Annotated in this window: 27 protein-coding genes and 1 riboswitch; of the genes, 13 read left to right on the forward strand and 14 right to left on the reverse strand. The window is 71.5% G+C overall.

What is annotated here, in order from left to right; all coding sequences use genetic code 11:
• Nucleotides 1–35: 35 nt before the first annotated feature.
• The gene (locus AC1DU4_RS08385) at nt 36–2,084 is read left to right on the forward strand and encodes an erythromycin esterase family protein (protein WP_477838827.1); all 2,049 of its coding nucleotides are present in this window, start codon (nt 36–38) and stop codon (nt 2,082–2,084) included.
• A 227-nt stretch (nt 2,085–2,311) separates the two neighbouring features.
• Here AC1DU4_RS08385 and AC1DU4_RS08390 read toward each other — a convergent pair whose 3' ends face one another.
• Nucleotides 2,312–2,881 (reverse strand): hypothetical protein, encoded by a 570-nt coding sequence (locus AC1DU4_RS08390; protein WP_477838829.1) that lies wholly within the window; start codon nt 2,879–2,881, stop codon nt 2,312–2,314.
• A 7-nt stretch (nt 2,882–2,888) separates the two neighbouring features.
• Between AC1DU4_RS08390 and AC1DU4_RS08395 the strand changes: the two genes are divergently transcribed.
• From AC1DU4_RS08395 to AC1DU4_RS08405, 3 genes are read left to right on the forward strand one after another with little or no spacing between them, the layout of a single operon-like run.
• Nucleotides 2,889–3,101, forward strand: coding sequence for a hypothetical protein (locus tag AC1DU4_RS08395; RefSeq protein WP_477838831.1), 213 nt, complete (start codon nt 2,889–2,891; stop codon nt 3,099–3,101).
• 4 nt (nt 3,102–3,105) lie between these two features.
• The gene (locus AC1DU4_RS08400; RefSeq protein ID WP_477838833.1) at nt 3,106–3,267 is read left to right on the forward strand and encodes a hypothetical protein; all 162 of its coding nucleotides are present in this window, start codon (nt 3,106–3,108) and stop codon (nt 3,265–3,267) included.
• A 57-nt stretch (nt 3,268–3,324) separates the two neighbouring features.
• Nucleotides 3,325–3,612 carry a hypothetical protein gene (locus AC1DU4_RS08405; protein WP_477838835.1) on the forward strand — a complete coding sequence of 96 codons (288 nt, stop codon included), beginning with the start codon at nt 3,325–3,327 and terminating at the stop codon, nt 3,610–3,612.
• Between the two features lie 203 nt (nt 3,613–3,815).
• On the opposite strand, the gene AC1DU4_RS08410 is transcribed toward AC1DU4_RS08405, so the two are convergent.
• Entirely contained in the window at nt 3,816–4,271 is a 456-nt protein-coding gene (locus AC1DU4_RS08410) for a hypothetical protein (RefSeq protein ID WP_477838837.1), read from the reverse strand.
• Between the two features lie 121 nt (nt 4,272–4,392).
• On the reverse strand, nt 4,393–4,806 hold the full coding sequence (locus AC1DU4_RS08415) for a pyridoxamine 5'-phosphate oxidase family protein (protein ID WP_477838838.1): 414 nt from the start codon (nt 4,804–4,806) through the stop codon (nt 4,393–4,395).
• A 31-nt stretch (nt 4,807–4,837) separates the two neighbouring features.
• Between AC1DU4_RS08415 and AC1DU4_RS08420 the strand changes: the two genes are divergently transcribed.
• From AC1DU4_RS08420 to AC1DU4_RS08440, 5 genes are read left to right on the forward strand one after another with little or no spacing between them, the layout of a single operon-like run.
• Entirely contained in the window at nt 4,838–5,575 is a 738-nt protein-coding gene (locus tag AC1DU4_RS08420; protein ID WP_477838840.1) for an SDR family NAD(P)-dependent oxidoreductase, read from the forward strand.
• Nucleotides 5,572–6,816 (forward strand): precorrin-6y C5,15-methyltransferase (decarboxylating) subunit CbiE, encoded by a 1,245-nt coding sequence (cbiE, locus tag AC1DU4_RS08425; protein ID WP_477838842.1) that lies wholly within the window; start codon nt 5,572–5,574, stop codon nt 6,814–6,816. The genes AC1DU4_RS08420 and cbiE overlap by 4 nt, the downstream gene beginning before the upstream one ends.
• Nucleotides 6,813–7,562, forward strand: a complete 750-nt coding sequence (cobM, locus tag AC1DU4_RS08430) for a precorrin-4 C(11)-methyltransferase (protein WP_477838844.1) — start codon at nt 6,813–6,815, stop codon at nt 7,560–7,562. The genes cbiE and cobM overlap by 4 nt, the downstream gene beginning before the upstream one ends.
• Nucleotides 7,562–8,299, forward strand: a complete 738-nt coding sequence (locus AC1DU4_RS08435) for a cobalt-precorrin-6A reductase (RefSeq protein WP_477838846.1) — start codon at nt 7,562–7,564, stop codon at nt 8,297–8,299. The genes cobM and AC1DU4_RS08435 overlap by 1 nt, the downstream gene beginning before the upstream one ends.
• Nucleotides 8,300–8,335: 36 nt before the next feature.
• Nucleotides 8,336–8,635 carry a hypothetical protein gene (locus AC1DU4_RS08440; protein WP_477838848.1) on the forward strand — a complete coding sequence of 100 codons (300 nt, stop codon included), beginning with the start codon at nt 8,336–8,338 and terminating at the stop codon, nt 8,633–8,635.
• A gap of 109 nt (nt 8,636–8,744) precedes the next feature.
• On the opposite strand, the gene cobJ is transcribed toward AC1DU4_RS08440, so the two are convergent.
• Genes cobJ through cobG form a run of 3 tightly spaced genes read right to left on the reverse strand, consistent with a single transcriptional unit; the run spans nt 8,745 to nt 12,071 of the window.
• On the reverse strand, nt 8,745–10,256 hold the full coding sequence (gene cobJ / locus AC1DU4_RS08445) for a precorrin-3B C(17)-methyltransferase (protein WP_477838849.1): 1,512 nt from the start codon (nt 10,254–10,256) through the stop codon (nt 8,745–8,747).
• Nucleotides 10,256–10,882, reverse strand: a complete 627-nt coding sequence (locus tag AC1DU4_RS08450; RefSeq protein ID WP_477838851.1) for a precorrin-8X methylmutase — start codon at nt 10,880–10,882, stop codon at nt 10,256–10,258. The genes cobJ and AC1DU4_RS08450 overlap by 1 nt, the downstream gene beginning before the upstream one ends.
• A gap of 19 nt (nt 10,883–10,901) precedes the next feature.
• Nucleotides 10,902–12,071, reverse strand: a complete 1,170-nt coding sequence (cobG, locus tag AC1DU4_RS08455; protein ID WP_477838853.1) for a precorrin-3B synthase — start codon at nt 12,069–12,071, stop codon at nt 10,902–10,904.
• Between the two features lie 46 nt (nt 12,072–12,117).
• A riboswitch (adenosylcobalamin (AdoCbl) riboswitch) is annotated at nt 12,118–12,208 on the forward strand.
• Nucleotides 12,209–12,250: 42 nt separating this feature from the next.
• On the opposite strand from cobG, the gene cobN reads away from it, so the two are divergent.
• From cobN to mihF, 3 genes are all read left to right on the forward strand, one after another.
• Nucleotides 12,251–15,850 (forward strand): cobaltochelatase subunit CobN, encoded by a 3,600-nt coding sequence (cobN, locus tag AC1DU4_RS08460; protein WP_477838855.1) that lies wholly within the window; start codon nt 12,251–12,253, stop codon nt 15,848–15,850.
• Between the two features lie 42 nt (nt 15,851–15,892).
• Complete coding sequence (locus AC1DU4_RS08465; protein WP_477838857.1) at nt 15,893–16,273, forward strand: PPOX class F420-dependent oxidoreductase; 381 nt, start codon at nt 15,893–15,895, stop codon at nt 16,271–16,273.
• 109 nt (nt 16,274–16,382) lie between these two features.
• Nucleotides 16,383–16,694: an integration host factor, actinobacterial type gene (mihF, locus tag AC1DU4_RS08470; RefSeq protein ID WP_477838859.1), complete on the forward strand. Its 312-nt coding sequence runs from the start codon at nt 16,383–16,385 to the stop codon at nt 16,692–16,694.
• A 53-nt stretch (nt 16,695–16,747) separates the two neighbouring features.
• Here mihF and AC1DU4_RS08475 read toward each other — a convergent pair whose 3' ends face one another.
• Nucleotides 16,748–17,254: an anthrone oxygenase family protein gene (locus AC1DU4_RS08475; RefSeq protein ID WP_477838861.1), complete on the reverse strand. Its 507-nt coding sequence runs from the start codon at nt 17,252–17,254 to the stop codon at nt 16,748–16,750.
• Nucleotides 17,255–17,334: 80 nt separating this feature from the next.
• Between AC1DU4_RS08475 and AC1DU4_RS08480 the strand changes: the two genes are divergently transcribed.
• Nucleotides 17,335–18,285 carry an AraC family transcriptional regulator gene (locus AC1DU4_RS08480; protein WP_477838863.1) on the forward strand — a complete coding sequence of 317 codons (951 nt, stop codon included), beginning with the start codon at nt 17,335–17,337 and terminating at the stop codon, nt 18,283–18,285.
• On the opposite strand, the gene AC1DU4_RS08485 is transcribed toward AC1DU4_RS08480, so the two are convergent.
• The 7 genes from AC1DU4_RS08485 to AC1DU4_RS08515 form a co-directional block, all read right to left on the reverse strand.
• Nucleotides 18,282–19,163 carry a hypothetical protein gene (locus tag AC1DU4_RS08485; protein ID WP_477838864.1) on the reverse strand — a complete coding sequence of 294 codons (882 nt, stop codon included), beginning with the start codon at nt 19,161–19,163 and terminating at the stop codon, nt 18,282–18,284. The two genes, AC1DU4_RS08480 and AC1DU4_RS08485, sit on opposite strands and share 4 nt — an antisense overlap.
• A 196-nt stretch (nt 19,164–19,359) precedes the next feature.
• Nucleotides 19,360–20,238: a glycine-rich protein gene (locus tag AC1DU4_RS08490; RefSeq protein WP_477838866.1), complete on the reverse strand. Its 879-nt coding sequence runs from the start codon at nt 20,236–20,238 to the stop codon at nt 19,360–19,362.
• A gap of 117 nt (nt 20,239–20,355) precedes the next feature.
• Nucleotides 20,356–20,742 (reverse strand): RNA-binding S4 domain-containing protein, encoded by a 387-nt coding sequence (locus tag AC1DU4_RS08495; RefSeq protein ID WP_371851152.1) that lies wholly within the window; start codon nt 20,740–20,742, stop codon nt 20,356–20,358.
• A 38-nt stretch (nt 20,743–20,780) separates the two neighbouring features.
• Nucleotides 20,781–22,214: a lipase maturation factor family protein gene (locus AC1DU4_RS08500; RefSeq protein ID WP_477838868.1), complete on the reverse strand. Its 1,434-nt coding sequence runs from the start codon at nt 22,212–22,214 to the stop codon at nt 20,781–20,783.
• Between the two features lie 50 nt (nt 22,215–22,264).
• Nucleotides 22,265–23,635 carry a sensor histidine kinase gene (locus AC1DU4_RS08505; RefSeq protein ID WP_477838870.1) on the reverse strand — a complete coding sequence of 457 codons (1,371 nt, stop codon included), beginning with the start codon at nt 23,633–23,635 and terminating at the stop codon, nt 22,265–22,267.
• Complete coding sequence (locus AC1DU4_RS08510; protein ID WP_477838913.1) at nt 23,632–24,372, reverse strand: response regulator transcription factor; 741 nt, start codon at nt 24,370–24,372, stop codon at nt 23,632–23,634. The genes AC1DU4_RS08505 and AC1DU4_RS08510 overlap by 4 nt, the downstream gene beginning before the upstream one ends.
• Nucleotides 24,369–24,662, reverse strand: coding sequence for a hypothetical protein (locus AC1DU4_RS08515; RefSeq protein ID WP_072844673.1), 294 nt, complete (start codon nt 24,660–24,662; stop codon nt 24,369–24,371). The genes AC1DU4_RS08510 and AC1DU4_RS08515 overlap by 4 nt, the downstream gene beginning before the upstream one ends.
• Nucleotides 24,663–24,702 lie beyond the last annotated feature (40 nt).

Below are 24,702 nucleotides of genomic sequence, written 5' to 3' on the forward strand. Positions count from 1 at the left end.
GCTGATCTGCGCCGACAGTGAGAAGAGTCGATCCCATGAGTGGCATGACGAAGATCCCGGTGGACATGCCAGGTCGCGTCTTCCAGGACCGAAGGGAGGCAGGACAGGCACTCGGAGAACTGCTGGCCGCCTATCGGGGCAACGATCGTGTTCGCGTGCTCGGCCTCGCCCGCGGCGGTGTTCCTGTTGCATGGGAGGTCGCGGCGGCACTGGGCGTCCCGCTCGACACGTTCGTCGTGCGCAAGCTGGGTGTGCCCGGCCACGAGGAGTTCGCCATGGGCGCCCTCGCCAGCGGCGGCTCACTGGTCCTCAACGACGACATCGTGCGAGATCTCGGTATCACCTCGAACCAACTGCGTGGCGTCGTCGAACGCGAAGCACGGGAACTGGAACGTCGAGAAGCGGTCTACCGGGGCGGCAAGGCTCCCGTCGACGTCGCCGGCAAGATTGTGATCGTGGTGGACGACGGTCTTGCCACCGGGGCCAGCATGTTCGCAGCTGTCGACGCCTTGCGAGCGCAGGAACCGGCGGAGATCGTCGTTGCGGTTCCGGCCGCACCGGAATCGACCTGCCGTGAGCTCGAGGCAATGGTCGACGATGTCGTCTGCGCAACCATGCCCCTGCCGTTCCGGGCTGTGGGCGCGTCCTTCTGGGACTTCAGGCAGGTGACGGACGACGAAGTGCGGGACCTGTTGCGCACCTCCACTGTCGGTGACGGTGCACCGCGTGCCCGGGCGCGCCAGTTCACCTCTGCCGCAGACGTTGTCCGTCTCGCCTGCCGGGATGCCCCCGGTGGGGTTCCCGATCGGGCAGAACTTCTCGATCTCGTCGGTGACGCGCGCATCGTGTTGATCGGAGAGAGCACTCACGGCACGCAGGAGTTCTACGCGGCGCGGTGGGAGATCACGCGAATGCTCATCGAGGACAAGGGCTTCACGGCGGTTGCGGCAGAGGCGGACTGGCCCGACGCCTACCGCGTCAACCGGTACATCCATCACCAGGGTTCTGACACGTCGGCCGAGGGGTCGCTGCGCGGGTTCGAACGATTTCCCGCCTGGATGTGGCGTAACACCGTCATGCTCGACGTCGTCTCGTGGCTGCGGCAACACAACGACCAGCGCGCCGCGAACGACGGTAACCCGGTCGGGTTCTACGGACTCGACCTCTACAGCCTGCACCGTTCGATGCACGAGGTCGTCGGCTATCTCGATCGGGTGGACCCGGAAGCCGCCGGCCGGGCGCGGGCGCGGTACGCCTGTTTCGATCACGTATCCGCCGGCGACGGGCAGGCATACGGATACACCGCTGCCTTCGGGGCTGGAGAATCCTGCGAGACAGAGGTGGTCGAGCAGTTGCTGGACCTGCAACGCCACGCCACCGACTACGTCCGCGCGGACGGCGTCACCGCGAGAGACGAACAGTTCTATGCCGAACGCAACGCGTGGAGCGTCCGTAACGCCGAAGAATACTATCGGTCGATATTCGGGGGACGGGTGTCGTCCTGGAACCTTCGGGACGTCCACATGGCCGACACCCTCGACGCACTGATCGGTCACCTCGACCGACACAGCGGGGAGGCCTCACGTGTCGTGGTGTGGGCACACAACTCCCATGTGGGCGACGCCGACGCCACCGAGGCCGGTGCCCACGGTGAACTCACCCTCGGGCATCTGGTCCGTCAACGGCATCGAGATCATTGCCGGCTCATCGGATTCACCACCCACCACGGATCGGTCACCGCCGCGAGCGAATGGGGCGGCACCGCTGAACGCAAGATCGTTCGTCCGGCCCTGCCCGGAAGCGTCGAGGAACTCTTCCACGAGGTCGGCAAGGAATCCTTCCTCGTCGGTACCCGGGACGACGACCCGGTCGCCGGGACCCTGCGTACTGCGCGGCTCGAGAGAGCGATCGGCGTCATCTACGTCCCCGAGACCGAGCGGCGGAGCCACTACTTCCATGCACGTGTGTCCGACCAGTTCGATGCCGTCATACACGTCGACAGCACCCGAGCACTCGAACCGCTGGAATACACCAGTGACTGGGTCGACGGTGAACGCCCCGAGACCTACCCCACCGCAATGTGACATCCGCACATGGACATTCCGCACACGGTGACCGATGTCGAAGTGGTCGATATCAATCGGCCGGGTGTGCGGGAAACGGCGGTATCTGTACCGGTCGCTGGTCGTGACGGTCGGGTTGATCACCGCGCTGCTGCCGGGGTCCATCCTGCCCGTCACGTCGGTCGTGCCCACCGGCAGCATCTCGCTGCTCGTCGGGACGAGCGCGGGCATCGAACCGTTCACCGAGATCACGCGTCCTGCGCGTAACGGACAGTCTCGTCGAAGGGTGTCGCAGTCGAGGGCGCCGGCAAGGAAGTGGTCCCGCATGCTCGATCGATCGAGGTCCTCGTCAATGGTGTTCGAGCGCGAATGGTGTTCGAGCCCGCCCGCGCTGGACCGCACCTCTTCGTGGATCGGTACCTCGCGTGAATGATCTGGTGGAGCGTCTGCTCGACGTGCCGGCCTTCTGGGTGTACCTCGGTGTCGGACTCCTGGTCTTCGGCGAGGACGCGGTGTTCATCGGGTTCCTGCTCCCGGGTCAGACCGCTGCGATGATCGGTGGCGTCGCCGCGAGCCGGGGCCACGTCGACCTCGAGGTCATGGCGGCGGTCGTCGTCGTGGCGGCGATCGTCGGTGACAGCGTCGGATACGAGATCGGCAAGCATCTCGGTCCGCGGCTGTTGGACGGGCCGGCCATCGCCCGGCGTCGCGCCCGTATCGACACCGCCCGAGATCTTCTGGCACCGCGGTGGCTCGGCGGTGTTCTTCGGCCGCTTTGTTGCGTTCACGCGAGCCGCGGTGCCCTTGCTGGCCGGCATTTCGCGCGTGCCCTACCGCCGCTTCCTGGCCTTCAACGCACTCGGCGGCCTCGTCTGGGGCGTCGGCTTCGTTGTGCTCGGCTTCGTCGCGGGAAATTCGTATGCCGCCGTCGCAGATGCCGTCGGCCGTACTACGGCGGTTGTGGTCGGGGTCATCCTGCTGGGCATCGTCCTGGTCTGGCGGTCGAGGGTCCGCCGCCTCCGGCGGACCGGCGCCTGACCCGGTGACTACATCGGCGGTCGGTGACACCGAGTTCACCGTCGAGGTCTTCGAGCACTACAACGAACCGGACAATCGCCGTATCGTCGATAGCGTTCCTGAAGGGAATCCGCAGGAGGGCACCACTTCAGAGGCAGAAGCCGCTCGGACAACGAATGCGATCTGACAACCGGCCGGAACGGGCGGGAAGATGCAACCGGCACACAACGGCGAATAGACCACGATGTCCGCCCACGAACCAGACAAGCACCCCGACCGGGCGGTGCCATCCGGGTCGGCACAGGCGAAGGACATTGGTGACACGGCGCTGATGCTCGGCGCACTCTCGCTCGTGGCCTTCTGGAGCTTCGGAGTCGGTGTCCTCCTGGGGTTGGGCGCGGTCGTCGCCGCGGCGGTCGCCCGAAAACGCGCCGTCGCCGCACACCGGCCGGTCAGCGTGGAGGCGATCCTCGGCGGCCTGACCGGGCTCGTTGGAATCACGGCCGGTCTGTTGTTTCTCGCCGCCGTCTGACAGGTGTCGCCAGGACTCCGTTGGGCGGAGCTGGGGGCGGTGCGGAAGTTCTCGTGCTGTGCGATTCGGAATTGCCGCCGGCGCGGCAACTCTCATGAAGCCGGGGACCGCCCCGTGCAGTCTCGACGAAGTCGACCGAATCTACACACAGGCGCGAAGCCACCTCATTCGGCGGTGAGCGCAGCCCCCGTATCCCGTACCCGTCACGCGATGAAGTTGCCGAACGTCGGGTTGGCCTGGCACAGCGGCTGGCTACCGAGGTTGATCGACCCGAACAGCGTCGCCATCACGTTGCCGCGGCCGGTGTAGACGGTCTTCGCCAGGTACGGGTATGCGCCCTCGAGATTCGCGATGCCGGTCTGACCCGTGTCGGTGTTGATCCAGGCGACCGTCACCTGGGCGGCGGCCGGGATCGGCGGGGCGGCCGGGAACGAGGCAAACCTGATCTCGCCCGGATTGATCCCCGGTTCCGGCCCGGACTGCCCGGTCCCGCCGGTCAGCGACATCAGGCTGCCCTGGTTGGGGCAGCCGATGGTCAGGGCCGGGGGACCGAACGGGTGCGGGGGCATGGCCTGACCGGGGGCGGCGAACAGGGCCGCGGCGGCGAGCGGAGCCGTCAGGGCGGTGATCCGGAGAATCGAGGTGCGACGAGCGCCCATGGCTGCTCCTAGGTCCGATTGCGAGGCGCTCGGCCCTGCACGGTCCGCCGATCGGAGAGTCGGCCGCCGAACGTCGTTGTGACTCAGATCACCCTAGCGCCGTAAGAGTCGCCAGTCGAGGTCAGCGGCCGAGCAGGGTGGCCAGCCCGAGCGCCCGTCGGACACTGATCTCGATGACCACCCGGGTCGGGTTCTCCCGGGGCTCGCGGTAGCGGCCGGCGTAGCGCGCCACCGCCTCGGCGACCTCCTCCGGATCGTCGCTGACCCTGGCCGGCCCCTCGAGGGTCAGCCACCGGGCGCCGTCGATCTGGGTGACGGCCGCGTAGCCGCCGCGTTCGGCGTTGAGCGCCTTCTGCGAGCCGCCGTTGGTGATCACCCGCACCAGCTGGCCCTCGTCGTCCCAGGTGAAGCCGACGGCGACCACGTGGGGGGTGCCGTCGCGGCGCAGGGTGGTCAGGGTGGCGAGGTGCCGATCGCGCAGGAAGGCGTGTGCCTCGTCGGACAGGTCGGCGGGGTTGAAGGGGGTGCGAGCCATGGGCCGACCGTAGTCGAGGACACTTGAGGCCATGAGTGTCGGATCGGTAGTCATCCTCGGCGGCCGCAGCGAGATCGGGCTCGAGATCGCCGCGAGGCTTGCGCCCGGCAGGCCGGTGATCCTGGCGGCCCGCCGCAGCGGCGATCTGGAGCGCGAGCGGGCCGCGGTGCTCGAGGCGGGGGCGACCTCGGTCGAGACCGTCGAGTTCGACGCCGACCACCTCGCCGACCACGGCCGGGTGCTGTCGGAGATCGTCGAACTCGGCCCGATCGACGTGGTGGTCCTCGCCTTCGGCATCCTGGGCGACCAGGCCCGCGCCGAGACGGACGCCCAGCACGCGGTGAACGTCATCCACACCGACTTCGTCGCGCAGGTCGGCGTGCTCACGCACCTCGCGCAGCTGCTGCGTGCGCAGGGCTCGGGCCGAATCGTGGTGTTCTCCTCGGTCGCGGGCGCCCGGGTGCGGCGCGCGAACTACGTGTACGGCTCGGCCAAGGCCGGGCTCGACGGCTTCGCCAGCGGTCTCGGCGACGCCCTGCACGGCAGCGGCGTGAGCCTGCTGCTGGTGCGTCCGGGCTTCGTCATCGGCCAGATGACCGAGGGCATGACCCCGGCGCCGATGTCGAGCACCCCCGGTCAGGTCGCGGATGCGGTGGTCAAGGCGCTGCGCCGGGGCCGCGAGCGCGTGTGGGTCCCCGGCATGCTGCGCCTCGCCATCTTCGTGATGCGGCTGCTGCCGCAGGTGATCTGGCGGCGGATGCCGCGATGAGCCTGCCGGTCACCGTCGTCGGCATCGGCGCCGACGGCTGGGACGGCCTCTCGCCCCGCGCGCAGCGGGCCGTCACCGACGCCGAGGTCCTGATGGGCTCGGCCCGGCAGCTCGGCCTGGTCCCGGAGTCCTCGGCGCGGCGGGTGCCGTGGCCGTCGCCGATGGTGCCCGCGCTGCCCGGCCTGTTCGACGAGCACCGCGAGCGCCGGGTGTGCGTACTCGCGAGCGGCGACCCGATGTTCCACGGAGTCGGCGTCACGTTGTGCCGGGTGCTCGGTCCCGAACGGATCCGGGTGATCGCGCATCCCTCGTCCGTCTCGCTCGCCTGTGCCCGGCTGGGCTGGCCGCTGCACGAGGTGCCGACGGTGAGCCTGGTGAACCGGCCGGTCGCCACCCTGACACCCGAACTGCGCGCCGGCGCCCGGGTACTGGTGCTCAGCAACGACCAGCACACCCCGTCGGCGGTCGCGGACCTGCTGCGGGAGGGCGGTTTCGGCGGCAGCCGGATGGTGCTGCTCGAGCAGCTCGGCGGGCCGGCGGAACGGGTGCACGACGGGACCGCGGACCGCTGGCCGACCGAGCCCGGCGACCCACTGAACGTGATCGCCCTCGAGGTCCGGGGCTCGGGCGCCACGACTCGGCTGACCCGGATCCCGGGCCTGCCGGACGCCGCGTACCGGGGCGACGGGCAGATGACCAAGCACGAGGTGCGGGCGCTGACGCTGAGCGCGCTCGCGCCCGCGCCCGGTGAACTGCTCTGGGACGTCGGCGGCGGCTCGGGCACCATCGGCATAGAGTGGATGCGCAGCCATCCCCGTTGTCGCGCGGTCGCGTTCGAGCGCGAGCCGTCACGGGTCGAGCAGATCCAGGACAACGCGTCGGCGCTGGGCGTTCCGGCGCTGGCCGTGCGGTGCAGCGCGCCCGCGGCCTTCGACGCGGAGTCCGCCGGCCCGGACGCGATCTTCGTCGGCGGCGGTGTCACCCAGGACGGCCTGCTCGACGCCTGCTGGGCGCGGCTGCGGCCGGGCGGGCGGATGGTCGTCAACGCGGTGACCGCGGAGTCGGAATCGCTGGTGCTGCAGTGGCACTCGCGGCTCGGCGGCGACCTCCGCAAGTTCCAGGTCTACCGCGGCGAACCGCTCGGCGGATTCACCGCCTGGCGGCCCCAGCTTCCGGTCGCCCAGTGGTCGGTGTCAAAGCCCAGCTCCGTGACAGAGACGACAGAGGAGTCGAACCAGTGACCATCCACTTCATCGGAGCCGGGCCGGGTGCCGCGGACCTGATCACCCTGCGGGCGGCGCGGATCATCGCCGCCAGCCCGGTGTGCCTCTACGCCGGCAGCCTGGTGCCCGCCGAACTGCTCGACACCTGCCCCGAGGGCGCCGAGGTCGTCGACACCGCCCGGATGAGCCTGGACCAGATCGTCGACAAGCTCGTCGAGGCCGACCGTGCCGGGCTCGACGTCGCGCGCCTGCACTCCGGTGACCCGTCGATCTACTCCGCTGTGGCCGAACAGGTTCGCCGCCTCGATGCCGCCGGCGTCGGGTACGACATCGTGCCCGGGGTGCCCGCGTTTGCGGCCGCGGCTGCAGCCCTGAAGCGCGAGCTCACCGTCCCCGGGGTGTCCCAGTCGATCGTGCTGACCCGGGTCTCCACCCTGTCGACCGCGATGCCGCCCGGCGAGGACCTGCGGTCCCTCGGCCGCAGCGGGGCGACGATGGTGGTCCACCTGGGCGCGCACCGGATCGAGCAGATCGCCGAGGAACTGTCCGAGAGCTACGGCTCCGACTGCCCGGCCGCGGTGGTCGCCTTTGCCAGCCGCCCCGACGAGGTCGTGCTGCGGGGCACGCTGGCCACCCTGGTCGAGCAGGTCCACGCGGCGGGCATCACCAAGACGGCGGTGGTGATCGTCGGCCGGGTGCTGGCCGCGGAGGGCTTCCCGGACAGCTACCTGTACTCGGCGACCCGGTCCCGCGCGACGCACTGATGCGCCGCGTCCTGGTGCTCGGCGGGACCCGCGAGGCCCGCGACCTCGCGGCGCTGCTGCACGCCGACCCGGCGGTGTCGGTGGTCTCGTCGCTGGCGGGCCGGGTGCGTGAGCCGGTGCTCCCCGTCGGGGAGGTCCGGGTCGGCGGGTTCGGCGGCCGGGACGCCCTCGCGGAATGGATGCGGGGCAACCGGATCGACGCCGTGGTCGACGCCACCCACCCGTTCGCGACCCGGATCACCGCCAACGCCGCCTGGGCGTGCGCGCGGGCGGGGGCGGCGCTGCTGGTGCTGCGCCGGCCGGAATGGGTTGCCGGGGCGGGAGATCGGTGGCACCCGGTCCGCGACCTCGCCGAGGCCGCACGCGAGGTGCCGGCGCTGGGGCGGCGGGTGTTCCTCACGATCGGGCGTCAGGGCGTCGACGCGTTCGCCGGCGCGCCGGGCCGGTACCTGGTCCGCGCCATCGACCCGCCGGAGGTCGCGATGCCGGTCGAGGCGACGCTGCTGCTCGACCGCGGACCGTTCACCCTCGAGTCGGAGATCGCGTTGATGCGTGAGCATCGCATCGAGGTGCTGGTGACCAAGAACAGCGGCGGCGCGCTCACCTCCGCGAAACTCGGCGCCGCCCGGGAACTGGGCGTTCCGGTGCTGATGGTGGCCCGCACGCCGGTGCCGCCGGGGGTGGCGTCGACCTCCGATCCGGCGGCCGCCGCACGCTGGGCGTCGGGAGTAGCGTGAGGCACGGGGGACGCCCACCCGAGTGAGGAGAGCCTCGTGACTGCATCCGAGCACCATCAGCACACGGACCACGACCACGTCCACGGACCCGAGTGCGGCCACGTGGCGGTGCCGCACGGCGACCACGTCGACTACGTCCACGACGGACACCTGCACCGGGTGCACGGCGACCACGTCGACGAGTGCGAGAGCGCGGGGCACACCGTGCACGGCGGACACGAGCACCACCACGGCGAGGGATGCGGCCACGTCGCGGTGCCGCACGGCGACCACGTGGACTACATCCACGACGGGCACCGTCATGCCCCGCACGGCGACCACTACGACGAGCACTGACCCAGCGCCGGGTCCCGCACAGACCTTTTGCCCGCGTCACACCGGAACTGGGCGTCCAACGGGGGTGTGACGTGGCGAAAGCCCGTGTGCGGGGCGACCGGTCGAGCCGCTAGCCCGGGTAGCGCCGCGGCGTGAACACCCGCGGGCCGGTCGCGCTCTGCACCACCGTGGTCAGCGACGAGCCGATGATCAGCAGGCAGCGCATGTCGATCTCGGCGGGGTCGAGTTCGCCGAGGGTGACGATCCGCACGCTCTCCTGCGGTCCGGCGACGTCGCGGCCGATGATCACCGGTGTCTGCGCGGAGCGGTGCTCGAGCAGCAGGTCCCGCATCGCGCCGACCTGCCATGTCCGGGACTTCGACGCCGGGTTGTAGACGGCGATCGCCATGTCCGCCGCCGCGACCGCGGAGATCCGCTTGGCGACGATGTCCCAGGGCTTGAGCCGGTCGGAGAGGGAGATCATCGCGTAGTCGTGGCCCAGCGGCGCGCCGACCCGGCTGGCGACGGCGTGCGCGGCGGTCATGCCGGGCAGCACCCGGACCGGGACGTCGGACCACTGCGGCTCGGCGCCCATCTCGACCACCGCGGCGGCCATCGCGAACACGCCGGGGTCGCCGGAGGACACCACGACCACCCGGGCGCCGCGCTTGGCGAGGTCCAGGGCCATCGCCGCGCGCTCGGACTCGACCTTGTTGTCGCTGGCGTGCCGGAGCTGGCCGGCGACCACGGGCACCCGGTTGACGTAGGTGGTGTAGCCGACGATGTCGGTGGCGCGGGCCAGTTCGTGGCGCACCTCCGGGGTGGTCCAGGCGTCGTCCCCGGGGCCGAGGCCCACGACGACAACCTCGCCCGGACCGGCCGCGGTCGTTGCCGCGGGGTTGTTCGACGGGCTGGGTACCAGGGCGATCGAGAAGTAGGGCACCGAGGACTCGTCCACGTCGGCGGCCGCGAGCACGCGCTGCCTGTCCGTGCTGGCCCGTTCGACGTAGCTGGCCTCGGCGAGCCGGCCGGAGTCCTTCAGCGCCTGACGCACCGAGGGGAACGTCCGGCCCAGCTTGAGGATCGCCGCCGAGTCTGTCTCGCGCAGGCGCCGGGTCAGTTCCTCGACCGGGAGGGTGCCGGGCAGCACGGTGAACACCTCGTCCCGCTCGACCAGCGGGACTCCGAGAGCCGCGGAGGCCGCGCTGACGGAGGTGACGCCGGGGATGACCTCGGCGTCGAAGCGGTCGCACAGCCGCTTGTGCATGTGCATGTAGGAGCTGTAGAACAGCGGGTCGCCGGCGGCGAGCAGGGCCACCGACCGGCCGGCCTCGAGGTGCTCGGCCAGTCGCTGCGCGGCGGACTCGTAGAACTCGTCGATGGCGCCCTGGTAGCCGCCGGGATGGTCGACGGTCTCGGTGGTCACCGGGTAGACCAGGTGCTCCTCGACCTGACCCTCGCGCAGGTACGGCGCCGCGACGGCCCGCGAGATGCTGCGGCCGTGCCGGGCGCTGTGGAAGGCGATGACGTCGGCCTCGGAGATGATCCGCGCGGCCTTGACCGTCACCAGTTCGGGGTCGCCCGGGCCGAGCCCGATGCCCCAGAGCTTGCCGGCGGCAACCTGGGTCGATGCGTCGGCCATCACTCGACCTCGGTGGCGATGGCGTTGAGGGCGGCGGCGGTGATCGCGCTGCCACCGCGGCGGCCGCGGACCACGAGGTACTCGGTCTCGCCGCTGCGCGCGATCAGGTCCTCCTTGGACTCGGCCGCGCCGATGAAGCCGACCGGGCAGCCGATGATCGCCGCCGGACGGGGCGCGCCCTGGTCGATCATGTCGAGGAGGTGGAACAGCGCGGTCGGTGCGTTGCCGATCGCGACCACCGCGCCCTCGAGCTTCGGGCCCCACAGCTCCAGCGCCGCGGCGGAGCGGGTGTTGCCCAGCTGCTCCGCGATCACCGGGACCCGCGGGTCCGCCAGCAGGCAGAGCACTTCGTTGTTGGCGGGCAAGCGCTTTCGGGTGACTCCGGAGGCCACCATCGTCGCGTCGCAGAGGATCGGGGCGCCGGCGCGCAACGCGGCACGCGCGGCGGAGACCACACCGGGGGAGAAGGCGACGTCGTCGACGAGGTCGACCTGGCCGCAGGCGTGGATCATCCGCACCACCGTCTGCGAGACGTCCGCGGGGAACCGGGTCAGGTCAGCCTCGGCGCGGATCGTGGCGAAGGACTGACGGTAGATCTCTGCCCCGTCGCGGATGTAGTCGGTCATGCGGACCACGATAGTGGCTTCAGGACGACGGCCGATCCACCCGGTAGCCGTCGCCGGTGGCCACCACGTCGGTAACCTCGCCGCGCGGTCGGCCGCACTTTCGCTCGCAGCCCGCCCAGTGCTGACGGCCCTCGCCGATCTCGCCGGCCGCCAGCGCCGCGCCCAGGTCGGCCCGCACGTCGGCCAGCGCCTTGCCGCATCCCGGACGCCCCGTGCACGCGCTGACCTGCAGCCACGGCGAGTTCTCGTCGAAAATCAGGCCCATCGGCGCGAGCACCCGCACCACCTGCTCGGCCGTCCAGTCGTCTAGGTCGCAGACCAGCACCGAACGCCAGGGCGTGACGACGAGCGGCTTGTCCACCGCCGCCAGGAACTCCGCGACCCGGGCGCTCATGGTGCCGAGCGCGAGCCCGGCGGCGAGGGTCACCGCGCCGTCGCCGTGGTCGAGCCAGCCGATGGGCCCGGTGCCCACCGCGGGCAGGTCGACGGTGTCGGCGGTCCCGGCGCTCAGGCCCAGCCCGCTCAGCAGACGCTCTACGCCGCCGTCGATCTCGTGCAGGCGCCACTGGTCCTCGCGGATCTCGAGCAGCAGGCGCGCGGCGGCGAGGAGCACCTCGACGCCGTCGGCCGCGGGGATCCGGGCGCCGTGGTCGCGGCCCGCCAGCACCAGCGCCACCTCGTCGGCCCCGACGGCGTGCAGGCCCAGGTCCGCCGACAGCCCGGAGACGTCGCCGCGGCCGTCGTCGAGGGAGAACATCACCCGTCCCGGCAGCGCGGCCAGCGCGGGATCGGCGCACAACCCGCGGTCGAGGTCCTGGACCCAGCCGCGCACGTCCACCCGCCCGCCGATCCGTCCGGAGAGGGGGCTGGCCAGGATGTTGCGCACCCGCTCGTGGCTGGGCGAGGGCAACAGCCCGGCTTCGGCGAGCCGGTCCGCGAACGCGGCCGGGTCGGTCACGGCCCGCAGCTGGATGTTGCCGCGGGAGGTGAGCTCGAGCTCGCCGCCGGCGAGGTCGTGGGCCGCGGTGGCGAGCGTCTGCAACTGCGCGGCGGTCAACGCGCCGCCGGGCAGCCGCACCCGGGCCAGCGCGCCGTCGGCGGCCTGGTGCACCTGCAGGGCGCCCGGGCAGGCGTCGGGGCGGGACCGGTCGCCGGTGGCCGGTCGGGGGGAATTCGGGTTCGCGGACATCGTCTCCAGGTTACGTTCCGCGCACCGGTAGGCTCAGCGGCGCTTGCGACAGCTCACGAGGAAACCGGTGTGAATCCGGTGCGGTCGCGCCACTGTGACCCGGCACGGCCGGGGAGTCAGACACTCGTGTGCTGCCGTCCGGAACCAATGGGGCGCGAGACCCCGAGGAGGCCTCACCCGTGATCCTGCTGTTGTCGACGTCCGACACCGACCTGCTCAGTGCCCGTTCCAGCGGCGCCGACTACCGCTGGGCCAACCCCGCCCGGCTGCTCGTCGACGACCTGCCCGCCCTGCTCGACGGCGTCGACCTGGTGGTGGTGCGGATCCTCGGCGGCAAGCGCGCCTGGGAGGAGGGCCTGGACGCGGTGCTCGCGGCGGGCCTGCCGACCGTCGTGCTCGGCGGCGAGCTGGCCCCGGACGCCGAGCTGATGGAGCTGTCCACGGTGCCCGGCGGCGTCGCCGCGGAGGCCCACGCCTACCTCGCGGAGGGCGGGTCGGAGAACCTGCTGCAGCTGTCCAACTTCCTCTCCGACACGGTGCTGCTGACGGGCCTCGGGTTCGACGCGCCCACGCACACCCCCACCTGGGGTCACCTGGATCGGCCGTCCGCCGTGCCGGAGGCCGACGCGACCGTCGCGGTGCTCTACTACCGCGCGCAGCACCTGGCCGGGAACACCGCATACGTCGAGGCGCTGTGCCGGGCGATCGAGGACCGCGGCGCCCGGGCGCTGCCGATCTTCTGTGCCTCGCTGCGCACCGCGGAGCCGGAGTTGCTCGACGCCCTGCGCGCGGCCGACGCGATGGTCGTGACCGTGCTGGCCGCCGGCGGCACCCGGCCCGCGGGCGCCACCGCGGGCGGCGACGACGAGGCCTGGGACGTCACCGAACTCGCGGCGCTGGACGTGCCGATCCTGCAGGGCCTGTGCCTGACCAGCAGTCGTGAGACCTGGGAGGCCAACGACGACGGCCTCTCGCCGATGGACGTCGCGACCCAGGTCGCCGTGCCCGAGTTCGACGGGCGGCTGATCACGGTGCCGTTCTCGTTCAAGGAGATCGACGCCGACGGCCTGACCAGCTACGTCCCCGACCCCGAGCGCGCGGCCCGGGTGGCCGGCATCGCGGTACGCCACGCCCGGCTGCGGCACATCCCGGTCGCGGACAAGCGGATCGCGCTGATGCTGTCGGCCTACCCGACCAAGCACGCCCGGATCGGCAACGCCGTCGGCCTGGACACCCCTGCCAGCGCGATCGCGCTGCTCACGCAGATGCGTGACGCCGGTTACGATCTCGGCCCGCTCGACGGCGAGGACGCACTGCCGGGGCTGGCGGCCGGGGACGGCGACGCGCTGATCCACGCGCTGATCGCGGCGGGCGGTCAGGACCCGGACTGGCTGACCGCCGAGCAGCTCGAGGGCAACCCGATCCGCATCTCCGCGGCCCGCTACCGGCAGTGGTTCGACACGCTGCCCGCGGACCTGCGCGAGGGCGTCGAGGAGCACTGGGGCGCCGCGCCGGGTGAGCTGTACGTTGACCGTTCCGCCGATGCCGACGGCGAGATCGTCGTCGCGGCAATGCAGGTCGGCAACGTGGTGCTGATGGTGCAGCCGCCCCGCGGGTTCGGTGAGAACCCCGTCGCGATCTACCACGACCCGGACCTGCCGCCGAGCCACCACTACCTGGCCGCGTACCGCTGGCTGGCGGCGCGTCAGGACGAGGGCGGGTTCGGCGCGGACGCGGTGGTGCACCTCGGCAAGCACGGCAACCTCGAATGGCTGCCCGGCAAGAACCTCGGCATGTCCGCGTCCTGCGGCACCGACGCCGCGCTCGGCGAGCTGCCGCTGATCTACCCGTTCCTGGTCAACGACCCGGGCGAGGGCACCCAGGCCAAGCGCCGCGCGCACGCCACCCTGGTCGACCACCTGATCCCGCCGATGGCCCGCGCCGAGTCCTACGGCGACATCTCACGGCTCGAACAGCTGCTCGACGAGCACGCCAACATCTCCGCGCTCGACCCCGCGAAGCTGCCCGCCATCCGCCAGCAGATCTGGACGTTGATGCGGGCGGCGAAGATGGACCACGACCTGGGCCTGGCCGAGCGTCCCGAGGAGGACGTGTTCGACGACATGCTGCTGCACGTCGACGGTTGGCTGTGCGAGATCAAGGACGTGCAGATCCGGGACGGGCTGCACGTGCTCGGTCAGGCGCCGCACGGCGACGCCGAGGTGGAGCTGGTGCTGGCGATGCTGCGGGCGCGCCAGATGTGGGGCGGCGAACAGCATGTGCCGGGTCTGCGGGAGGCGTTGGGGCTCAGCGAGTCCGGTGACGAGTCCCGCACCAGGGTCGACGACGTGGAGGCCACCGCCCACGAACTGGTGCGGGCGATGGCGGTTGCCGACTGGGATCCCGCCGCGGCCGACGCCCTGTCGGAGGACGAGACGGTCCGGCAGATCCTCCGGTTCGCGGCCACCGAGGTGGTGCCGCGTCTGCGTCAGACCGACGACGAGATCACCCAGGTACTGCGGGCGCTGGACGGCCGCTTCATCGCGGCCGGCCCGTCCGGCTCGCCGCTGCGCGGGCTGATCAACGTGCTCCCGACGGGCCGCAACTTCTACTCCGTCGACCCCAAGGCCGTGCCGTCGCGGCTGGCCTGGGAGACCGGTCAGGCGATGGCCGAGTCGCTGCTGGCCCGCTACCTCGCCGACCACGGCGAGTACCCGAAGTCGGTGGGCCTGTCGGTATGGGGCACCTCGGCGATGCGCACGTCCGGCGACGACATCGCGGAAGTCTTTGCGCTGCTCGGTGTCCGGCCGGTGTGGGACGAGGCCAGCCGCCGCGTCACCAGCCTGCAGGTGATCACGCCCGAGGAACTGGGCCGGCCGCGCGTCGACGTGACGGTCCGGATCAGCGGCTTCTTCCGGGACGCGTTCCCGCACGTGCTGGCACTGCTCGACGACGCGGTCCGGCTGGTGGCCGACCTCGACGAGCCCGCCGAGCAGAACTACGTGCGGGCGCACGCCCAGGCCGACCTGGCCGAGCACGGCGACGAACGACGAGCCACCACCAGGATTTTCGGCTCCAAGCCGGGCACCTACGGTGCCGGGCTGCTGCAGCTGATCGACTCGAAGAACTGGCGTGACGACGCCGACCTGGCGCAGGTGTACACCACGTGGGGCGGCTACGCGTACGGCCGCGGCCTCGACGGGGCGCCGGCGTCGGACGACATGCGGACCGCCTACCGCCGAATCGCGGTGGCGGCCAAGAACACCGACACCCGCGAGCACGACATCGCCGACTCCGACGACTACTTCCAGTACCACGGCGGCATGGTCGCGACTGTCCGCGCGCTGACCGGGAAGTCCCCGGAGGCGTACATCGGCGACAGCACCCGCCCCGACGCGGTGCGCACCCGCACCCTGTCGGAGGAGACGGCCCGGGTGTTCCGGGCCCGGGTGGTCAACCCGCGCTGGCTCGAGGCGATGCGCCGGCACGGTTACAAGGGCGCCTTCGAGATGGCCGCGACGGTGGACTACCTGTTCGGGTACGACGCCACCACCAACGTGGTCGCCGACTGGATGTACGAGAAGCTCGCCGAGACCTACGTGCTCGACGAGCAGAACGCCAAGTTCATGACGGAGTCGAATCCGTGGGCGCTGCACGGGATTGCGGAGCGACTGCTCGAGGCCGTCGAGCGGGACATGTGGGAGGAGCCGTCGCCGGAGGTCCTCGACGGCCTGCGCCGGGTGTACCTCGAGACCGAGGGCGAACTCGAGGGGGAGTAGCGCCGCGGGGCCGCCGGGGGACCCGCACCCTAGGCTGGGGCCATGAGCCCCACGCTGAGCGAGATCGGTGCCGCCAAGTACGTCCTTCTGACCACCTTCCGCAAGGACGGGTCGGCGGTCGCGACGGCGCTGTGGGCGGCCCCCGACGGTGACCGTCTGCTGATGTGGACGGTCACCGACTCGTACAAGGTCAAGCGGATCCGGCGGAACCCGCGGGTGACGGTCGGCGCCTGCGACGTGCGTGGGAACCCGCAGGGGGAGCCGGTCGAGGCCACCGCGGTGGTGCTCGACGACGCCGGCACCGAGCATGCCCGAGAGGTGATCGCCCGGCGCTACGGCGTGTTGGGTTGGCTCACGGTCAAGGGCAGCCTGCTCCGCCGCGGCCGCTCCGGCACCGTCGGCCTGGCGATCACCACGGACTGAACGGGCGGGAGAGGCGGGATCCGACACGCGGACGCCGGGTGCGGGCATTCGCGGCCGATCGCGTTCTAGCCTGGGCCAGGTAGGGAACTCCGAGAGAAGAGGTCCAACCATGGCACTGCCCACCCTGACCCCCGAACAGCGCGCCGCGGCGCTGGAGAAGGCCGCCGCGTCCCGCAAGGCCCGCTCCGAGATGCGGGAGAACCTGAAGTCCGGGAAGCTCACCTTCGTCGACGTCCTGGACAAGGCGGACTCGGACGACCTCGTCGGGAAGACGAAGGTGCTCTACCTGCTCGAGTCGCTGCCCAAGGTCGGCAAGGTCAAGGCCCGTGACATCGTCGAGTCCATCGGCATCCCGGAGACCCGGCGGGTCGCCGGACTCGGCGCCCGCCAGCGCGCCGACCTGATCGCGAAGGTCGGCTGACACCAGCGCATCCCGCCTCCCCGGTGCCCCACGGCGCGCCGGGGAGGCAGAGCTCACTCGGGCGTCGCGACCGCCCACTGCGCCAGTGCGAGGCACGCCAAAGCCCCGGTCGAGGCGAATGCCCGGACGATGTTCCAGCGCACCCACGAGGCCTCGAACTGCGCCCGCACCGCCGCCAGGTCCCCGATCCGGTCCGGGGAACCGGCCGCGGCCAGCCTGTCGTTCATCGGCACGTTGATCCCCATCGTGACGGCCAGCACCGCCAGGTAGAGCACCAGCGCGGCGACGATCCACGGCAACGCGGGCCGGCCGAGGTGGGTGAGCAACGCGGCGACGGTGAAGACCAGTGCCCCGCCGAAGGCGACGCCGAACCAGCCGTTGAGGATGGCGACGTTGATTCGTTGCATCGACTCCACGAAGGTCCGGTCGTCGGTGGCGCCCAGGCCCGGCATCACCGACACCGCGTAGGAGTAGAACAACCCCGCCATCAGCCCCATGAGAACGACGGCGGTCACCAACGTGCCGCCCCTGAGCGCTGTCCAGGTCCCGTTTGTGTCCATGGGTCGAGTCAACCCTCCCAGTGCGAGACGATCCATAGTCAGAACACGCAAAGTCATGTTCGAGCGTCTAGCCTGGTGGCATGGATGCGCTCGGTGGGCTGCTGGACGGACCGAGGGCGCACGGCGCGTTCCTGCTCCGCTCGGTCCTCGAACCGCCGTGGTCCCTGCGAATTCAGGACCGCGCGCCGCTGACGCTGGTGGTGCTGGTCAGCGGCGCGGCGTGGGTGTGTCACGACGGCGCGGCACCGGTGGCGATGCGGCCCGGGGACGTCGCGGTGGTCTGCGGGCCCGACGCGTACACCGTCGCGGACGACCCGGCCACCGCGCCGCAGGCGGTCATCCACCCGGGCCAGGTCTGCACCACGCCGGACGGCGAATCGCTGAGCGAGGCAATGACCCTCGGCGTACGTACCTGGGGGAACAGTCCAGACGGTTCGACGGTGATGATCACGGGAACCTACGGGGCGGGCGCCGCTGTCGGCGACCGGCTGCTGCGCGCGCTCCCGCGCCTGCTGATCCTGCGGGACGACGAGTGGGACTGTCCGCTGCTGCCGTTGCTGGGCGAGGAGATGCTCAGGGAGGAACCGGGGCAGGAGGTGATGCTGGACCGACTTCTGGACCTGCTGCTGGTCACCGTGCTGCGCGCCTGGTTCTCCCGCCCGGAGTCGGCGGCGCCGGCCTGGTACCGGGCACAGGGCGATCCCGTGGTCGGCCGCGCGCTGCGACTGCTGCAGGACAAACCCGCGCACCAGTGGACGGTGGCGGCGCTCGCGGCCGAGACCGGGATGTCCCGGGCGGCGCTGGCCCGGCGGTTCACCGAACTGGTCGGTGAWCCGCCGATGACCTACCTGACCGGGTGGCGGCTCGCGCTGGCCGCGGATCTGCTGCGCGAACCCGGCACCACGATCGGTGCCGTCGCGCGAAAGGTCGGGTACGGCAGCCCTTTCGCACTCAGTGCGGCGTTCAAGCGGGTGCGAGGCTCGAGTCCGCAGAAATTCCGCAGTTCCCTTGTGCCTCCGGTCGGGTACTAGCTGCCCAGGGAACCCGTGTCGGAAGAACCGGAGAACAGGTCGTTGAGGGAACCGATCGTCGACCCGGTCGACGACCCGGACCCGAGGAAGTCGCACACCGAACCGCAGGCCGGAGTCAGGGCGAAGGTGAGGTGCACCGACGCCTGCGTGCCCGCATCCGCGAGGCTCTGCGTGCCGCCCGCGGGGACCAGGAACGATCCGCCGCCGCCGGCGTCCGTGCCGCCGCCGCCGCCGTACAGACCGCCGCCGCCACCACCGCCGGTGCCCTCGCCGCCGGCGCCGAGGGCGCCGTCCTGGGAGTCCGCGGTGCCCTTGCCGCCCGCGGTGGCCGTGCCGGCCTGCCCGCCGCCCGCACCCGGTGCCGAGGTGGCCGCGTTTCCGCCGGGCTTCCCGGTGGTGCCACCGCCGCCGCCGGGGGCGACGAGGATCCGCGAGTTCAGGGCCCCGACCGGGTCGGCCTCGAAGGAGACGGTCGAGATGCTCGTGTAGCCGCCGCCGCGGCTGATGCCGGTTCCGCCGTCGACCCCGACCCGCAGGTAGAGCTTCGAACCCGGGGTCACCGGCAGGTCGGCGTCAACCTTGCCGCCGAGTCCGCCCGGGCCGGCCTCAGCACCGTTGCCGGTACCGCCGATCGCCGTGACCCGCATCGAGTTGACCGTGGCAGGCACGACCAGCACCTGCTCCTTGGTGCTGCCCGCGTAACCGCAGGTGGTGAGCTTGCCCGACATTGTGCATTCGGCGTAGGTGTCGGCCGCTCCAGCGACGCCGGCACCGCCCGACAGGGCCGAACCGGCCACCGCGAGCCCCATCACGGCCGCGACACCGAACCCGCGACGGACCCGCCCGGTCGACTTTGCCTGTGCCACTCGAATACTCATCGAATCCACCTCACAGAATCACCTGCGCTCCCGGGACGGGTACAGCGCGATGCGAAGCATGCCATGTCGGATGGGTAGCCAGGTTCGAATCGGACGATTGTCCTAGTGCTCGGGAAAATGGCCGAAGGCCCGCACCGGCCGGCTGCCGGTGCGGGCCCCGAAATGTACTGGTACCGCTGTGCGTCCAGCTACCGAGCTACGAGCTTCCGAGGTCGCCCAGGCTGCCGAGGCCGGGGATCAGGTCGCCCAGGCCGCCACCGAGTCCGGGAATGTCGTCGAGTCCGGGAAGCGTGATCGGAACCCACGAGTAGAACTGCACGTACACCTGGGGCCGGGCACCCTTGTCGGCCAGCTTGTCGGTTCCGCCGACGGGGATCAGGTACGACCCGCCGCCACCGGCACCGCCCTCGGCGCCGCCGCCGCCGCCGAAGTAGCCGGCACCGCCGCCGCCACCGATTCCGGCACCGCCAGTGCCCTGCGCACCCGCCTGGCCGTCCGGGGTTCCGGTGCCGCCCGCGCCGCCCGCGACCTTGGTGCCGGCCTTGCCGCCCGCCGCACCTGCCCCGGCGACGCCGGGATTGCCGCCGTTGGTGAGGGTTCCCGCTCCGCCTCCGCCGGGTGCCGCGATCAGGAGCGACTGGTAGCCCTTGGTCGCGTCTGCCTTGACCGACTGGGTGGACACGCCGGACAGGCCGCCGCCGGCCGATGCGCCCGAACCGCCGCCCTGGCCGACGAGGAAGTAGATCTTCGTTCCCGGAGTGACCGTGATGTCGCCGGTCACCTTGCCGCCGAGTCCGCCCGCACCGAGGCCGTCCTGGCCGCCGGCACCCGTCGCGGTCACGGTCATCGTGGTGACGCCCTTCGGGACCTCAAACGCGAATTCCCCGGCGGCCTGGAACGTGCAGGTCGCGAGCGGGCCCGCCTGCTGGCATCCCACGACCGTACTCTCGGCACCGGCCACGCCCGCGCCGCCCGACAGGGCCGTGCCGGCCACCGCGAGCCCCATCGCAGCACCGATCCCGATCCCGCGGCGGATCCGCCCAGTCGACGTCATCCGCGCTACCCCTGCACCCATCAAGCCACCTCACAGATTTACTGCGCTCCCGGATTGGAGTACAGCGCGGAGCGAAGCATGCCACGCCGAAGGCGGTGTCAGAGGTTGAATTGGACGATTGTTCTGAACCGCGGAACCTCAGTCCTCGTTGAACCCGTGCAGTCGGTCCAGTTCGCGCCGTTCACGTTTCGTGGGCCTGCCGGTGCCGCGGTCGCGCTGCGGCACCGCCAGCAGCACCTCCCGCGGCGGGGGCGGGGGAGTGCGGTCGATCAGGCACAGCACGGCCTCGGCCGCCCCGACCCGCTTCTTCACCAGCCGGACCACCTCGACCACCCGCTCGACGCCGCCGGCCCGGACCCGGACCTCGTCGCCGACGCGCACCGAGTAGGCGGGCTTCATCGACACGCCGTTGACCCGCACGTGACCGGAGCGGCAGGCCGCGGCCGCCAGCGACCTGGTCTTGAACAGGCGCACGGCCCACACCCAACTGTCGAGACGAACACCCGACGACTCTCCCGCAGACACGGCTCCCAGCCTAGTGGTCCGCCGCGGCCGCGCCGCCGTCACAGCCCGGCGACCTCCCGCCTGCGCACCGGCCGCAGGAACTCGTCGATGTCCTCGCGAACCCACCACGCGCCGGATTCCTTGCGCTCAGACCGGGTGGTGAACCGGTACAGGTACAGCCGTGCCCGCACGAACGTCGGCGGCGACTGCGCAAACGGGTTGTGCCGGAGCAGCTTCACCGTCGCCGGGTCGTTGCGGAGCAGCCTCGCCACGAACGGCACGAACCACGACCCGGCGTAGCCGGGCGAGATCGCGGCGAACCACATCAGCCAGTCCAGCCGCAGGTGGTACGGGGCGAACTGCCGTGGCCGACGGTGCACGTCGCCGGGTTTGCCGCGGAACTCGTACTCCTGCCACACGGTGTAGTCGTCCACGCGCGTGTCCACGGTGCCCTCGACGATCACCTCGTAGCGCCGCTTGGTCACGTGGCCGAACGCGCCGTAGGTGTTGACGAGGTGCCAGGGGTTGAACGACGCGTTCATCAACTGCCGGTGCGCGAACAGGTTTCGCACCGGCCAGTAGCTGAGCACCACCACCAGTGCGGTCGCCGCCAGCACCGCGCCCACGAACACGGCCGGCGTCGCGCCCGCGCCGTGCGGCACCGGCAGCACCCGGCCGAGGACCGAGTCCGGCAGCACGGAGACGGCCAGCACGATCGCCGCCCAGTTCAGCCATGCGAAGTTGCCGCTGACCACCAGCCACAGCTGGGTGACGATCATGATCGTGGCGGCGACGCCGGCCACCGGCTGCGGGGCGAACAGCCCGAACGGCACCACCAGCTGGGTGAAGTGGTTGCCCGCCACCTCCACTCGGTGCAGCGGCCGCGGAAGCCGGTGGAAGTACCAGCTCAGTGGCCCGGGCATCGGCTGCGTCTCGTGGTGGTAGTACAGGCACGTCAGGTTGCGCCAGCAGGGGTCGCCGCGGATCTTGATCAGTCCGGCCCCGAACTCGAGCCGGAAGAGCAGCCATCGGAGTGCCAACAGGATCAGCAGCGGCGGCGCGGTGTCGGCGTTGCCGAGGAATACCGCGAGGAAACCCGCCTCGAGCAGCAGCGACTCCCAGCCGAACCCGTACCAGAGCTGGCCGACGTTCACGATCGAGAGGTAGAGCAGCCACATCGCCAGCCACACCAGTGCGCACACCGCCGCCGGCAAGCGGTCCGTCAGCCCGGCCGCGGTGACCGCGGCCAGCCCGGCCCCCGTCCAGGCGACCGCCGCGAAGTACCGGTCCGAGTAGTGCCACTGGAAGAGGCTGGGATGTCGACGGAACGACGACGTGCGCAGGAACTCGGGGACCGGCAGCATGCCGTCCGTGCCGATCAGCGCCCGGAACTGGCGGACCGCGGAGACGAATGCGACGAGGTAGAGGACGGCGAGCCCCTCCTTGAAGAGCAGCCGCCCCAGCGAGTAGTCGTCCGCGGCAAACCAGTCCACTGCCGTCACCTCGATGACGGACGCCCCGTGCGGGGCACCCAGTTCGGACGCTACACCGAGGACGCCGCCGATTCCGTGCCGTCAGGTCCGCGGGTGGGGGTGCGAGGCAGCCGCAGTACCAGGCGGACGCCGCCGAGGGGACTGTCCTCGAACCAGGCGGCGCCGCCGTGCAGCTCGGCCTGTTGGCGGATCAACGCCAACCCGAGTCCCGATCCGTCCGGCGCCGCACCCGCGCCGCGCCGGAATCGCTCGAACACGGCCTCGCGCTCGTCGGCGGGGATGCCGGCGCCGTCGTCGGTCACCGTGACGACCACCGCGTCCTGCCACTCCCGCGCCGCGATCTCGATCACCCCGGCCCGGCCGTGCCGGACCGCGTTGGAGACGGCGTTGTCGACCGCCAGCCGCAACCCGGCCGGGAGCCCGGTGATCACCAGCGTGGGCGGCGCGTCCAGGCGGATGTCCACCCCGCGATGGGTTCGGACCGCGTCGTGGGCCGCCCGGTCGAGCAGCTCGGACAGGTCGACCGGCACGAAGTCCGCCTCGGACGACAGTTCCCCCGCCGCCAGCCTCTCCAGCGCGTGCAGGGTGGCCTCGACCCGCCGTTCGGTGCGCAGCGCGTCGGAGAGGATCTCCGCGCGGGTGGCCGCCGGCAGGTCCAGCGTCGTGGCCACCTCGAGGTTCGTCCGCATCGCCGTCAGTGGGGTGCGCAGCTCGTGGGCGGACGCCGCGGCGAAGTCGCGGGCCGTCGCCAGCGCCGACGCGGTCCGGGCCCGTTCGGCCGCATTGGCGTCGAGCAGCGTCCGCAGCGCCGCGGCCAGCTCCTCGGCCTCGATGGCCCCCGACACGCGCGGCGGCGGCGCCGTGGGGTCCAGGCCCAGTCGGCGCGTCTGCTCGGCCAGCCGGCGCAGCGGTGCGATCGCGACCCCGGCGAACAACCAGCCCAGCGCGGCCGCCACGACCACCGCGCCCAGGCCGATCCCGATCGTCCACCGGTGCAGGCTGGTGATGGCGGCCTCGGCCGGTGCGGTCGGCGCGCCGACCGAGATGGTGGCACCGAGACCGCTGAGCACCTCGACCGTCCGCACCCGGTACCGCGTCCCGTCGACCGTCGCGGTGTCCCAGCCCTCGGCGAACTTGGGCAGCTCGGCGTCGGTCGTGGAGAGCGTGAGCTCGCCCGCGCGCAGCGTTCCCGCGTACTCCGGCGGCAGCGGCAACGGACCCTGCAGGACCCGCAGGCTGGTCAGGTTGGCCGCGGTCACCTGGGTGACCGAGTCGAGTTTGCCGTCGAGTTGGGCGTTGACCTGGCGTTCGATGCCCACCCAGGCGACGCCGCCGAGCAGCAGCACGACCAGCGCGGTGCCGAGCGCGGCCGCGGCCGTCACCCGCAGCCGCAGCGACACCGGTCGCCGTCGGGCGCTCATCGGTCCCGGAGCACGAAACCGACGCCGCGCACGGTGTGCAGCACCCGCGGCGCGCCGTCGATCTCGAGCTTGCGTCGCAGGTAGCTGACGAACACGTCCACCACGTTGGTCTCGGTCTCGAAGTCGTACCCCCACACCGACCGCAGCAACTGGTCGCGGCTGAGCACCGTCCCGCGGTTCTCGGCCAGCACCGCGAGCAGGTCGAACTCCCGCTTGGTCAGGTGCACCTCGGTGCCGCCGACGTCGGCCCGGCGGCCGAGCAGGTCGACTCCGACCGGGCCCACGCGGACCGTCTTCTCGGCCGGGGCGTTCTCCGGCTCCGGCTCCGGCCGGCGGCGCAGCAGTGCGCGGATCCGCGCGACCAGTTCGCCGAACTCGAACGGTTTGACCATGTAGTCGTCCGCCCCCGCCTCGAGCCCCGCGATCCGGTCGTCGACCTCGCTGCGCGCACTGAGCACGCACACCGGGACGTCGTTGCGCATGGCGCGCAGCGCGGTGACCACGCCCACCCCGTCGAGCAGGGGCAGGTTGAGGTCCAGCACCACCAGGTCCGGATCGTGCGCGCCGACGGCCCGGAGCGCGGCCGCTCCGTCCGCGGCGGTGAACACCGCGAAGTCCGAGAGTTCCAGCCCACGCCGGAGCGCGGTCAGGACATCCGCGTCGTCGTCGACGATCAACACCTTCTGAACCGCAACCACTCCCTCATCTTGCAGCGTCCAAGCCGAACGCGCTCTCAGGCCGCGAGGGGTCGCGGCGCCAGCATGGACTCCACCGAGTCCGCCCACTGAAGATATTCGTCCGTCCACTGTTCCGCCGGATCGGCAGAGAAGAGGAGGACGTCGGCGCCCTCGTCCGGGCTCCCGCCCGGCAGCACGGAGGCCATCCACGCGCGGCCGGGCTCGGTGACGATCACCTCGCGGCAGTTCTCGTCGGCCGCGAGAATCGCGACCAGTCCCCGCGTCCGCAGCTCCGCGGTCGTGGCGGTGACGCACCGCCGGTCCCAGCTCGTCATCCGAATGTCCGACATGACTCCTCCTGGACTCTTGAGATATGTTGCTCTCCAACAG

Source organism: Rhodococcus sp. P4_F5 (assembly GCF_056401315.1).

Bases quoted from the DNA above. Each gene is read 5' to 3' on its own strand.
- AC1DU4_RS08385 (WP_477838827.1), top strand. From the start codon at position 36: ATGAGTGGCATGACGAAGATCCCGGTGGACATGCCAGGTCGCGTCTTC.
- AC1DU4_RS08390 (WP_477838829.1), bottom strand. From the start codon at position 2,881: ATGCCGGCCAGCAAGGGCACCGCGGCTCGCGTGAACGCAACAAAGCGG.
- AC1DU4_RS08405 (WP_477838835.1), top strand. From the start codon at position 3,325: ATGTCCGCCCACGAACCAGACAAGCACCCCGACCGGGCGGTGCCATCC.
- AC1DU4_RS08410 (WP_477838837.1), bottom strand. From the start codon at position 4,271: ATGGGCGCTCGTCGCACCTCGATTCTCCGGATCACCGCCCTGACGGCT.
- AC1DU4_RS08415 (WP_477838838.1), bottom strand. From the start codon at position 4,806: ATGGCTCGCACCCCCTTCAACCCCGCCGACCTGTCCGACGAGGCACAC.
- AC1DU4_RS08420 (WP_477838840.1), top strand. From the start codon at position 4,838: ATGAGTGTCGGATCGGTAGTCATCCTCGGCGGCCGCAGCGAGATCGGG.
- cbiE (WP_477838842.1), top strand. From the start codon at position 5,572: ATGAGCCTGCCGGTCACCGTCGTCGGCATCGGCGCCGACGGCTGGGAC.
- AC1DU4_RS08435 (WP_477838846.1), top strand. From the start codon at position 7,562: ATGCGCCGCGTCCTGGTGCTCGGCGGGACCCGCGAGGCCCGCGACCTC.
- cobJ (WP_477838849.1), bottom strand. From the start codon at position 10,256: ATGGCCGACGCATCGACCCAGGTTGCCGCCGGCAAGCTCTGGGGCATC.
- AC1DU4_RS08450 (WP_477838851.1), bottom strand. From the start codon at position 10,882: ATGACCGACTACATCCGCGACGGGGCAGAGATCTACCGTCAGTCCTTC.
- cobG (WP_477838853.1), bottom strand. From the start codon at position 12,071: ATGTCCGCGAACCCGAATTCCCCCCGACCGGCCACCGGCGACCGGTCC.
- AC1DU4_RS08465 (WP_477838857.1), top strand. From the start codon at position 15,893: ATGAGCCCCACGCTGAGCGAGATCGGTGCCGCCAAGTACGTCCTTCTG.
- mihF (WP_477838859.1), top strand. From the start codon at position 16,383: ATGGCACTGCCCACCCTGACCCCCGAACAGCGCGCCGCGGCGCTGGAG.
- AC1DU4_RS08475 (WP_477838861.1), bottom strand. From the start codon at position 17,254: ATGGACACAAACGGGACCTGGACAGCGCTCAGGGGCGGCACGTTGGTG.
- AC1DU4_RS08485 (WP_477838864.1), bottom strand. From the start codon at position 19,163: ATGAGTATTCGAGTGGCACAGGCAAAGTCGACCGGGCGGGTCCGTCGC.
- AC1DU4_RS08490 (WP_477838866.1), bottom strand. From the start codon at position 20,238: ATGGGTGCAGGGGTAGCGCGGATGACGTCGACTGGGCGGATCCGCCGC.
- AC1DU4_RS08505 (WP_477838870.1), bottom strand. From the start codon at position 23,635: ATGAGCGCCCGACGGCGACCGGTGTCGCTGCGGCTGCGGGTGACGGCC.
- AC1DU4_RS08515 (WP_072844673.1), bottom strand. From the start codon at position 24,662: ATGTCGGACATTCGGATGACGAGCTGGGACCGGCGGTGCGTCACCGCC.